The sequence below is a fragment of the Thauera phenylacetica B4P genome (genome assembly GCF_000310225.1).
GTDB classification, from domain to species: Bacteria; Pseudomonadota; Gammaproteobacteria; order Burkholderiales; family Rhodocyclaceae; genus Thauera; species Thauera phenylacetica.
Genome location: NZ_AMXF01000151.1, coordinates 1 through 9,937, shown reverse-complemented (window position 1 = coordinate 9,937; position 9,937 = coordinate 1). Strand labels below are relative to the sequence as shown.

Below are 9,937 nucleotides of genomic sequence, written 5' to 3'. Positions count from 1 at the left end.
CGGTCAGCCGCGCCTTCCGGGCGCGCCTCGCCAGCCATCTGGGCGCACGCACCGACGCGCTGCTGCGCCACCCGCGCTTCAGGCTGCACCTCTTCACCAGCCGTGGCGTGCATCCGCTGCTGCGCCGGGAGGGGCGGCTGCGCACGCTCGCCGGCTATGTGGGCGCCTACGCCGCCAACCTGCGCAGCCGCGCGCGCATGGGCGGCTGGCTCGAGCGCGTGGTGTTCTCGGATGCGCGCGATGCGCTGCCCTTCGCCCTCGACGACTATCCCGGGCGCACGTGCGCGCTCGGCCCGCACAACAGCTTCGAGGCCCTGGTGGCGAGCTGCTCGATCCCGTTCTGGCTGCAGGCCGTGCACGACATCCCCGGCGCGCCCCCCGGTGCCTACTGGGACGGCGGCATCACCGACTACCATCTGCACCTGGATTACGCCTCGGCGCTGCGCGGGCGGGGGGAGCGCGTGCCGGGCAGGGCGTGGGCGGGCTCGCCCGGGGGCGAGCGCAGGCGGGAGGAGGCGTCGAGCCGGAGCTCGGAGGAGGGGTTCCCGAGCTCGGAGGCGGAGAGCCCGAGCCCGGAGGAGGAGCGCCGGCGCTCGGAGGGTGCGTCGCTCGGGACGTCGGCGGACGTCCGTGCGGAAGGACCCCGGCTGGTGCTCTACCCGCATTTCCAGCCCAGCGTCGTCCCCGGCTGGCTGGACAAGTCGCTGCACGCGCGCCATGGGGCCAGCGCGCGCCTCGACAACGTGGTGCTGCTGGTCCCGGACGCGGACTGGATCGCCCGCCTGCCCAACGCCAAGCTGCCCGACCGGCGCGATTTCAAGGCCTACGGGGCCGACCACGCGGGGCGCGCGGCGGTGTGGCGGCGCGCGATCGCGGAGAGCGAGCGGCTCGCCGACGAGTTCGCCGCGCGCGTCGAGGGGGGCCGTCCGATCGAGGCGGAGGCGCTCGGCGAAGGCTGATTCAGCCCTCGGCAGCCGGGGCGGCGATGCGCGACGCCGTCGGGCGGGGCCGGCGCTGCATCATGTCGGTGATGAAGCCGTCGCGGCTCTGCTGCAGGCGGGGCGCGTAACGCGCGCGCAGCTCGCCCAGGGTGGCGACGTGGCGGCCCTTGATCGGATGGGCGGGGAAGACGAGGGTCTGCTCCGGCAGCGTGAACAGGCGGCGGGTGAGGGTGTCGAAGAGCGCGCCCGGATCGGCCTCGCCGTCGCCCGCGCAGCAGCTGCCCACGTCGAAGGCGTCGCCGCAGAAGAGCCGGTCGCGCCACAGGTAGCTCAGGCAGCCGGGGGTGTGGCCCGGCGTGCTCAGCACGCGCACGACCTCGTTGCCGAACACCAGCGGGGCGCCGTGCGCGACACGCATCGCCTCGCGGCTGCAGCCCCTCGGCAGCGCCGCCGCCTCGCCCACGACCAGCTGCGCGCTGGTGCAGTCGCACAGCGCGCTGCAGTCGGCCGCGTCCACCTGGTGCACGTGAGTGCGCAGCACGTGGCACAGGCGCAGGCTGCGCTCGGTGAGGAGGGCCAGGATGAGCTCGGTCTGGCGCGGCGGCGGGTCGATGACCACCGCCTCCTGCTCGTCGAGGTCGGCGAGCAGGTAGCCGATCTGGCTGGAGTCGGGGCTGTGCAGGGGATGGAAGTACATGGCGGCGCGCGCCCGCTCGCGCAGGCGGGTCTCGGTTGTCAGGCTGCTTTGCGCAGGGCGGTGACCCACTCGATCATCTTGCGGTTGGCCTCGGGCATCGGCGCCTCGAGGAAGCTGATCACGAAGCGGTCGGGCAGCTCCGCGAAGCCGATCGAGCGCGGACGCACGGCCATCATGGTGGGGTCGAGCAGCTTCACGCCAAAGCAGAAGATCAGGTTCTTCGCCGCCAGGATGTCGGGGCGGATCTCGCCGCCGATCAGCTGCGTGTGGGCGAGATGGTCGAAGGTCGCGATCAGGCGCACGGTGGGGTCGGCCTCGGCCCTGGCCTCGATCGCCTTCAGCAGGTCGTCGAGGTGCACGTGATCGGTCTCGTTCTTGCCGAGTTCGAGGACATGGATCGGATACTTGTCGGCGAGCAGCTTGTTCTGCATGGAAGACTCCTGGATCGGATGGGAGATGGAGGAAGGGGCGGCGGCGCAGCCCGGCCTGCATTATCGGGCTGGCGGCGGTGCCGCGTCCGGATGCTTCGTGGATGAGGCGCGAGCCTCGTCTCCCGGTCACTAACAGGAATCGTGCCAGCGCCGGCGACGTCGGAAATCGACTGGAAAGGGCGGCGCTGCGGGCCGACCGGGACCTGACGCTGGCGTGTCTTCCTGTCACTTGCGTCAGACTGTCAGACAGGCTGGCGGTATTGGCAGACCCGGCGCGTTCAACGGGACTCGTCGTGGGCGTGGCCCTGCGCATGGGCGTGGCCGTGTTCATGACCGTGCCTATGCTCATGCCCATGCCCATGCCCATGCCCATGCTCGTGCGGCAGCGGCGGCTTCACGATTCCGGCGACGTAGTCGTGCACCGCCTGGAGGGGGTCGGTCTCGCCGGTGAGCACGACCTCGATGCCGCGCGCGCCGAGCCGGCGCACGAAGCCGTCGCCGGCGCCAGCGGTGATCACCGCGTCCATCGCGAAGAGCGGGTGGTCGAGGCCGCGATATTCGTGCAGCGCGAGCTCGCGCGGCAGTTCGAGGCGTTCGACCTCGCGCGGTGTGCACGGGGTGGCGAGGTCGAAGACGATGAAGCGCCGGGCCTTGCCGGCGTGGGCGGTGACGGTGCGGAAGTTCTGGCTGGAGACGGCGATTTTCATGATCTGCCTGCGGAAGAAGTGGGGGGAATGCCTTCTTCCTCATTCAAGATCCGTGCCATCTGCCCCGGCCGACCTCAGGCCTTGAAGCTGTCGGGCATCTGCACCGCGACGACCTCGCCGCGCGCGGTCATCACGTCGCCTGCCCAGACTTCGGCCTCCACGACCACCTTGCGCCCCTTGATCTCCTTGACGCGGCCGCGCAGCACGAGCTCCGGGCCCATCGGCGTGGGCTTGAGGAAGTCCACGTGCAGCGAACCGGTCACGAAGCGCAAGGGCGGTTCGCTGTCCATCGGGCGGTTCTCGGCGCGGTAGGCCGCCGCGGCCGCGGTGCCGGTGCCGTGGCAGTCGATCAGCGAGGCGATCAGGCCGCCATAGACGAAGCCGGGAATCGCGGTGTGCTCGGGCCTGGGGTGGTAGCGGGTGACGGTCTCGTCGCCCTCCCAGAAGGTCTTGATCTGGTGGCCGTGCTCGTTGAGGCGGCCGCAGCCGTAGCAGTGGGCGACGTTCTCGGGGTAGTAGTCCTGGAAGGCGAGCATGCTGGTGACTCCGGGGAGTGAAGGAAGGCGTGCATCTTATGCCCGCCTTCATCCCGCGCCCATTGCGCTCGCCGACAGCGAGCATGCAAACGCCGCCAGATCGATTCGCGCCTTCCGGCGTGCCCACCGGGGCGCCGTCAGCGCGGGTGGACGCGATAGCGTTCGATCAGGCCGCGGGTGCTGGCGTCGTGGGCGTCCGCGGCGGGCGCGGGTGCGTGCGGGTCGAGCTCGGCCAGCACGCGCGCGGCGAGTTGCTTGCCGAGCTCCACGCCCCACTGGTCGAAGCTGTTCACGTCCCAGATCACCCCCTGGACGAAGGTGCGGTGCTCGTAGGCTGCGATCAGGGCGCCCAGCGTGAAGGGATCGAGGCGATCGAGCAGCAGCACGTTGCTCGGCCGGTTGCCGGGGAACACGCGGTGCGGGAGCAGGGCGGCGATGCGCGCGTCGGGGAGGCCGGCGGCGCGCATCTCGGCCTCGGCCTCGGCGGCGGTCTTGCCGCGCATCAGGGCCTCGGCCTGCGCCACCAGGTTGGCGAAGGCGATGCGGTGCAGGCCCTCGTGCGCGCGGCCGGGGTCGAGCACGCCGATGAAATCCACCGGGACGAGCTGCGTGCCTTGATGCACCAGCTGGAAATACGCGTGCTGGCCGTTGATGCCTTGCTCGCCCCACAGGATGGGGCTGGTGCGGCAATCCACCGGTGTGCCGTCGTGGCGCACCGACTTGCCATTCGATTCCATGTCGAGCTGCTGCAGGTAGGCGGGCAGGCGGTGCAGGCGCTGGTGATAGGGGGCGATGAGCTGGCTCGCGGCGCCGAGGAAATTCACGTTCCAGATGCCGAGCAGCGCCATCAGCACCGGCAGGTTGGCCGCGGGCGGGGCGGTGCGGAAATGCTCGTCCATCGAGTGCGCGCCGGCGAGCAGTTCGTCGAAGCGATCGGGGCCGAGGGCGAGCGCGATGGGCAGGCCGATCGCGCTCCACAGCGAGAAGCGCCCGCCCACCCAGTCCCAGAAGCCGAACATGTTGGCGGTGTCGATGCCGAAGTCGCGCACCGCTGCGGCGTTGGTCGACACGGCCACGAAGTGGCGCGCGACCGCGGCCTCGTCGCCGAGCGCGCCGACGAGCCAGGCACGCGCCGCGTGCGCGTTGGCGAGCGTCTCCTGGGTGGTGAAGGTCTTTGAGGCGACCACGAACAAGGTGCTGCGCGGATCGCAGCGCCGCGTCACGTCGCCGATGTGCACGCCGTCCACGTTGGAGACGAAGTGCATGCGCGGGCCGTCGTCGGCGTGGTCGGCGAGCGCCTCGCAGACCATCGCCGGGCCGAGGTCGGAGCCGCCGATGCCGATGTTGACCACGTCGGTGATGCGTTCTCCGCCGTGGCCGCGCCACTCGCCGCCGCGCACCTGCTGGCTGAAGGCGCGCATGCGCGCCCGCACCGCATGGACCTCGGCGGCGACGTCGGAGCCTCCGGCCTGCCAGCGCGTGCCCGGCGGGCAGCGCAGCGCCACATGGAGCACGGCGCGGGCCTCGGTGGTGTTGATGCGTTCGCCGCCGAACATTGCCTGGATGCGGCCGGCGAGCCCGGCCTCGTCGGCCAGGCGCAGCAGCAGCGCGAGTTCGTCGTCGTCGAGCAGGTTCTTGGAGTAATCCAGGGTGATGCCGCAGGCGCCGGCCTGCATGCGCGCGGTGCGCGAGGGGTCGGCGACGAAGCGTTCGCGCAGGGAGGGCAGGGGATGGAGGCGGCGCTGCTCGAGCGATTGCCAGGCAGCGAGGGAGGAAGGGGCAGGCATTGGAAGGGACCGGAACGGCCGATGCGAGGAAGATGGGCGCTTGCCGAGGATCTTACCGAGCGCACGCGCGCCTGTGTGCACGGAAAGCACCGCAGGGCGGGGCCTGCGGCACGCTGCGCTCTCGAACGGAATGCGGCGGCCTCTCCGCGGCTGCGGGCGCTTGATATACTCGCCGCTCCCCGAACCTTTGCGAGTCGCCCTCCGGCATGCCGCTCAACATCCCGAATGCGCTGACCTGGGCGCGGATCGCCATGATCCCGGTCTTCGTCGGCCTCTTCTATCTCCCCGACTCGTGGATGCCGATCGCGACCCAGAACCTGGTCGCCACGGTGATCTTCGTTGCCGCCGCGGTGACCGACTGGTTCGACGGCTACCTGGCCCGCGCGCTCGGCCAGACCTCGGCCTTCGGAGCCTTCCTGGATCCGGTGGCCGACAAGCTGATGGTGGCCGCCGCCTTGATCCTGCTGGTGCAGCTCGGCCGGGTGGATGCGCTGATCGCGGTCGTCATCATCGGGCGCGAGATCACGATCTCGGCCCTGCGCGAGTGGATGGCGCGGGTCGGCCAGTCGGGGAGCGTCGCGGTGGCCTATGTGGGCAAGCTCAAGACCACCGCGCAGATGGTCGCGATCCCGATGCTGCTCTTCAACGCGTCGTTGTACGGCGTCGACCTGCGCCTGGCGGGCGAGGTGCTGATCTACGTCGCCGCGGCGCTCACCCTGTGGTCGATGGGGTACTATCTGCGGCGCGCGATGCCGCTGCTGCGCGATACGGAATAGTGAAGCGCATCGCGAGAAAATTCAGATAGAGGTTGACGAACAAAAAATACTGCCTATAATGGCGGTCTTTCCCGAGCGGGAATAGCTCAGTTGGTAGAGCGCAACCTTGCCAAGGTTGAGGTCGCGAGTTCGAGACTCGTTTCCCGCTCCAAAGAATTCGCAGCTTGGGCAGTGCCCAAGCAGGTGGCCCCAAAGTGATGGGGTGGCCGGCCGAAACGGTCGCGGCGCGATGGCAGAGTGGTTATGCAGCGGCCTGCAAAGCCGTGTACCCCGGTTCGATTCCGAGTCGCGCCTCCAGTAGTAAAAAAGTTGTAAATAAGTATTGCGAAACGGTGCAAGCAAATCTATAATTTGCGCCGCTTCCGTCAAAGCGGGAATAGCTCAGTTGGTAGAGCGCAACCTTGCCAAGGTTGAGGTCGCGAGTTCGAGACTCGTTTCCCGCTCCAGATTCAGAAAACCGGATGTGCGCCAGGCGCCCGTCCGGTTTTTCCGTTTACCCGCTCGTTTCCGTTCACCCGCTCCTCCGCGCAGCTTCCTGCGGTTTGCCGGACGACGCCTCGCGGGGTAGGCTCGGACTTCACCTGTCGATCCACGAGCCTCGCGCAACGCATGCCCTCGACCCTCGATTCCAGCCTCCCCCTCCCGGCCGGTGCCGTGCTTCCCGACTATGGCGACGGCGGGCTCTACGGCTTCGCGCGTGGGCTGCGCAACTGGCTCCACGATCGCAAGGCCGGGTGGCCGGCGGCCGAGGTCGCGCCGGGCGCGCGCGCGCTGGTTGTGCTGCTGGTCATCGACGGGTTGGGGGAGCGCTTTCTCGATACGGTCGGGCGCGGCTCGGCGCTGCACGCGGCCCGCTCCGCGAGCCTGAGCTCGGTGTGCCCGAGCACCACCGCGAGCGCGATCACCACGCTCGCGACCGGCGTCGCGCCCGTCGAGCACGGTCTCAACGGCTGGTTCATCCATGATCGCCGCTTCGGTGGCGTGATCGCGCCCTTGCCGCTGATCCGGCGCAGCGGCGAGCCGCTGGAGGCCTTTCGCCTGTTGCCGCGCCTGTTCCCGGTGGCGCCGATGTATCGCCATGCCTGCCGACCGGTCACCCTGGTCTCGCCGGCGCACATCGCCTTCTCGCGCTTTTCGCTGCACCACGGGCGCGGGGCGCACATCGAGGCCTACGAGGGGCTGGACGACTGCGTCGCCGCCATCATCGACATGGCGGACGCGCTCGCGCACAGCGGCGGCTTGATCCACGCCTACTATCCGGTGTTCGATCTGCTGAGCCACGAGCACGGCTGTCGCTCGCCCGAGGCGATCGCCTGCTTCACGCGGGTCGATGCCGCCTTCGCGCTGCTACAGCGGGCGCTGGCGGGGCGAGGCGTGCGCCTGCTGGTCACGGCCGACCACGGCTTCATCGATGCGCCCCCCGAGCGTCGCATCGACCTCGCGCCCGACGGCGAGGTCGCCGCCATGTTCGCCGCGCCGCTGTTCGGCGAGCGCCGGCTGGCCTTCTGTCGCGTGCGTGCGGGTGCGCAGGCGGAGTTCGAGGCCTGGGCGGCAGGCGAGCTGCGTGGCAAGGGGGTCGCCGTGCGCAGCGAGGACTTTCTCGCCGCCGGCCTGCTGGGCCCCGGCCAGCCGCATCCGCGCCTGGCGGAGCGCCTGGGCAGCCATGCGCTGCTGATGGAGGCCGGGTGGACGATCGTGGATCACGTGCCCGGCGAGCACGAGCACACCATGATCGGCGTGCATGGCGGCCTGAGCGCAGACGAGATGCGCGTGCCGCTGATCGTGGCGCGCACCTGAGCGCGGGCAATCGGGAGGTCCTCGCCGGAAAAAGGCGGGTGAAGGGGCAGGCCGCGATCGGCCCGCATCCCTGCCTGCGACGCCTGGCGCGTCCTCAGTGCAGGTCTTCCTCGGCCGGCGGGACCGGCAGCACCAGGATGCCTTCTTCGAGCAGCGACTCCACCTCGTCGGCGGAGGCCGAGCCGCGGATGTCGCGCGCCTCGGTCTCGCCGTAGTGGATGCGGCGCGCCTCTTCGGGCAGGCGCTCGCCGACGTCCTCGGCGCTGCGCGCCATGCCGCGCAGCTGCGTCATCAGGCGCGCGAGGGCTTCGGGAGGCGGGGCGGAGGGCGGGGCGGCCCTGACCGCGTGGACGGCACGCGCGGCAGGCTGCTCTTCAGGCGCGGCCTGGCCGGTCTGCACGTAGGGGGCGCTCGGCAGGCGGCGGACCTCGGTGCTCCCGCACACCGGGCAGCTCACCAGCGTGCGCGCGAGCTGCGCCTCGAAGGCCGCGGCAGAGCCGAACCAGCCTTCGAAACGGTGCTCGTTGCTGCAGTGGAGGTCGAGTACGATCATTGCTTTCCCTGTCCGGTCGGCTCGCCCGGCGGGGCGCCGCGGCAAGGGTGGGACAGCGGCTGAGCGTCGTGGTGCCCGGGACGGGACTCGAACCCGTAAGGCTTGCGCCGGCGGATTTTAAATCCGCTATGGTTACCGATTTCATCACCCGGGCGGGCGCGCTTCAGCGGTTTTGCTCCGGCAGCACGATGTTGACCTCGAGCACCTCCATGTTGTCCTGCTTGTCGAGGTGCACCTTGATGTCGTCCGGATTGACCGCGACGTACTTCGAGATCACCTCGATCAGCTCGCGCTGCAGCGCGGGCAGGAAATCGGCCGTCGGACTCCCTCCCGCACGCTCGTGGGCGATCAGCAGGGACAGCCGGTTCTTGGCGATCTCCGCGGTCTTCTTCTTTTCGCCGAAGAGGCGGGCGAGGAAGGACATGTCACTTGCCTCCGAACAGGCGCTTGATCAGGCCGGGCTTTTCGTAATTGACGTAGCGCAGCGGCAGGTCTTCGCCGAGGAAACGGGCGACGACGTCGGCGTAGGCTTCGGCGACGTCGGTGCCCTTGAGGTGGATCGCCGGCGTGCCCTGGTTGGATGCGTGCAGCACCGATTCGGACTCGGGGATCACGCCGATCAGCGGCACGCGCAGCAGCTCCTGCACGTCCTTGTAGGACAGCATCTCGCCGTCTTCCACGCGCTTCGGGGAGTAGCGGGTGATGAGCAGGTGCTCCTTGACCGGCTCGCCGCCGTCGCGGGCGCGCTTGGACTTGCTCTGCAGGATGCCGAGGATGCGGTCGGAGTCACGCACCGACGAGACCTCGGGGTTGGTGGTGACGATCGCCTCGTCGGCGAAGGTCAGCGCCATCACCGCGCCGCGCTCGATGCCGGCGGGGGAGTCGCACACCACGAACTCGAAGCCCATGTGCTCGAGCTCCTCGAGCACCTTGCCGACGCCTTCCTCGGTCAGCGCATCCTTGTCGCGCGTCTGCGAGGCGGGAAGGATGAAGAGGTTGTCGCAGTGCTTGTCCTTGATCAGGGCCTGGTTGAGGCGGGCCTCGCCATTGACGACGTTGACCAGGTCGTACACCACGCGGCGCTCGCAGCCCATGATGAGGTCGAGGTTGCGCAGGCCGACGTCGAAGTCGATGACCGCGGTCTTGAAGCCGCGCAGGGCGAGTCCGGAAGCGAATGCCGCACTGGTGGTGGTCTTGCCGACGCCGCCCTTGCCCGAAGTTACTACGATGACTCTCACGGTTTCCCCTTGTGGATGCGGTATGGCTGGCTCAGTCGAGCTTCAGCACTTCGAGGTTGAGTGTATGGTCGGCGCCGCTCAGCCGCACCAGGGTGGGCTTGCCCGCGAAGGCTTCGGGAATGCCGCGCTCGAAGGTGCGGTACACGCCGGCGATCGAGACCAGCTCGGGGCCGAAGTTGCTGGCCACGATGCGTGCCGCCTGGTCGCCCTGGGCGCCGGCGAGCGCGCGCCCGCGCAAGGGACCGTAGCAGTGGATGCTGCCGTCGGCGATGACCTCCGCGCCGGGGCTGACGCCGCCGAGCAGCACGAGGTCGGTGCCGCGCGCGTAGATCTGCTGGCCCGAGCGTAGCGGGCGGTCGACGAACATGGTCGGGGTGGCGGTCGCAGCGCTGGCGGCGGGTGCGGCGGGGGGCGCCTGCGTGGCGACTGGCTCCGGGGGTGGGGCCGGCTGCGCGGGCGCCTCTGCGGGCGGGC

General features: G+C 69.9%; 12 protein-coding genes and 4 tRNA genes. 6 read left to right on the top strand and 10 right to left on the bottom strand.

Features of this window, described 5'->3' with window-relative positions; all coding sequences use genetic code 11:
- The coding region (locus C667_RS16075; protein WP_004369467.1) for a hypothetical protein at positions 1 to 959 on the top strand (959 nt) is incomplete at its 5' end.
- Position 960: 1 nt separating this feature from the next.
- Here the strand turns inward: C667_RS16075 and C667_RS16070 are convergent.
- The 5 genes from C667_RS16070 to pgi all read right to left on the bottom strand — a co-directional run bounded on the left by C667_RS16070 (position 961) and on the right by pgi (position 5,099).
- Entirely contained in the window at positions 961 to 1,638 is a 678-nt protein-coding gene (locus C667_RS16070) for an MBL fold metallo-hydrolase (RefSeq protein ID WP_004369465.1), read from the bottom strand.
- A gap of 38 nt (positions 1,639 to 1,676) precedes the next feature.
- Positions 1,677 to 2,069, bottom strand: coding sequence for a DUF6858 family protein (locus tag C667_RS16065; protein ID WP_004369463.1), 393 nt, complete (start codon positions 2,067 to 2,069; stop codon positions 1,677 to 1,679).
- Positions 2,070 to 2,347: 278 nt separating this feature from the next.
- Entirely contained in the window at positions 2,348 to 2,776 is a 429-nt protein-coding gene (locus tag C667_RS16060; protein ID WP_004369462.1) for a NifB/NifX family molybdenum-iron cluster-binding protein, read from the bottom strand.
- Positions 2,777 to 2,850: 74 nt separating this feature from the next.
- A complete protein-coding gene (locus C667_RS16055; protein WP_004369460.1) occupies positions 2,851 to 3,312 on the bottom strand; it encodes a PaaI family thioesterase in 462 nt (153 codons plus the stop codon).
- Between the two features lie 137 nt (positions 3,313 to 3,449).
- Positions 3,450 to 5,099: a glucose-6-phosphate isomerase gene (gene pgi, locus C667_RS16050; protein ID WP_004369458.1), complete on the bottom strand. Its 1,650-nt coding sequence runs from the start codon at positions 5,097 to 5,099 to the stop codon at positions 3,450 to 3,452.
- A 206-nt stretch (positions 5,100 to 5,305) separates the two neighbouring features.
- Between pgi and pgsA the strand changes: the two genes are divergently transcribed.
- From pgsA to C667_RS16025, 5 genes are all read left to right on the top strand, one after another.
- Entirely contained in the window at positions 5,306 to 5,875 is a 570-nt protein-coding gene (gene pgsA, locus C667_RS16045; RefSeq protein ID WP_004369456.1) for a CDP-diacylglycerol--glycerol-3-phosphate 3-phosphatidyltransferase, read from the top strand.
- A 75-nt stretch (positions 5,876 to 5,950) separates the two neighbouring features.
- Positions 5,951 to 6,026, top strand: a tRNA-Gly gene (locus C667_RS16040).
- Between the two features lie 72 nt (positions 6,027 to 6,098).
- Positions 6,099 to 6,172, top strand: a tRNA-Cys gene (locus C667_RS16035).
- Between the two features lie 73 nt (positions 6,173 to 6,245).
- A tRNA-Gly gene (locus C667_RS16030) sits at positions 6,246 to 6,321 on the top strand.
- Positions 6,322 to 6,484: 163 nt separating this feature from the next.
- Complete coding sequence (locus C667_RS16025; protein WP_004369454.1) at positions 6,485 to 7,672, top strand: alkaline phosphatase family protein; 1,188 nt, start codon at positions 6,485 to 6,487, stop codon at positions 7,670 to 7,672.
- Positions 7,673 to 7,766: 94 nt separating this feature from the next.
- Here the strand turns inward: C667_RS16025 and C667_RS16020 are convergent, their stop codons facing one another.
- The 5 genes from C667_RS16020 to minC all read right to left on the bottom strand — a co-directional run.
- The gene (locus C667_RS16020) at positions 7,767 to 8,225 is read right to left on the bottom strand and encodes a DUF1178 family protein (RefSeq protein WP_004369452.1); all 459 of its coding nucleotides are present in this window, start codon (positions 8,223 to 8,225) and stop codon (positions 7,767 to 7,769) included.
- Between the two features lie 69 nt (positions 8,226 to 8,294).
- Positions 8,295 to 8,379: transfer RNA gene (locus C667_RS16015), tRNA-Leu, on the bottom strand.
- 9 nt (positions 8,380 to 8,388) lie between these two features.
- On the bottom strand, positions 8,389 to 8,649 hold the full coding sequence (gene minE, locus C667_RS16010; RefSeq protein ID WP_004369450.1) for a cell division topological specificity factor MinE: 261 nt from the start codon (positions 8,647 to 8,649) through the stop codon (positions 8,389 to 8,391).
- A 1-nt stretch (position 8,650) separates the two neighbouring features.
- On the bottom strand, positions 8,651 to 9,463 hold the full coding sequence (gene minD / locus C667_RS16005; protein ID WP_004369448.1) for a septum site-determining protein MinD: 813 nt from the start codon (positions 9,461 to 9,463) through the stop codon (positions 8,651 to 8,653).
- Between the two features lie 31 nt (positions 9,464 to 9,494).
- On the bottom strand, positions 9,495 to 9,937 hold a 443-nt coding region (gene minC, locus C667_RS16000; protein ID WP_039921847.1), incomplete at its 5' end, for a septum site-determining protein MinC.

Coding starts and splice junctions, on each gene's coding strand:
- C667_RS16070 (WP_004369465.1), bottom strand. CDS start 1,638: ATGTACTTCCATCCCCTGCACAGCCCCGACTCCAGCCAGATCGGCTAC.
- C667_RS16065 (WP_004369463.1), bottom strand. CDS start 2,069: ATGCAGAACAAGCTGCTCGCCGACAAGTATCCGATCCATGTCCTCGAA.
- C667_RS16060 (WP_004369462.1), bottom strand. CDS start 2,776: ATGAAAATCGCCGTCTCCAGCCAGAACTTCCGCACCGTCACCGCCCAC.
- C667_RS16055 (WP_004369460.1), bottom strand. CDS start 3,312: ATGCTCGCCTTCCAGGACTACTACCCCGAGAACGTCGCCCACTGCTAC.
- pgi (WP_004369458.1), bottom strand. CDS start 5,099: ATGCCTGCCCCTTCCTCCCTCGCTGCCTGGCAATCGCTCGAGCAGCGC.
- pgsA (WP_004369456.1), top strand. CDS start 5,306: ATGCCGCTCAACATCCCGAATGCGCTGACCTGGGCGCGGATCGCCATG.
- C667_RS16025 (WP_004369454.1), top strand. CDS start 6,485: ATGCCCTCGACCCTCGATTCCAGCCTCCCCCTCCCGGCCGGTGCCGTG.
- C667_RS16020 (WP_004369452.1), bottom strand. CDS start 8,225: ATGATCGTACTCGACCTCCACTGCAGCAACGAGCACCGTTTCGAAGGC.
- minE (WP_004369450.1), bottom strand. CDS start 8,649: ATGTCCTTCCTCGCCCGCCTCTTCGGCGAAAAGAAGAAGACCGCGGAG.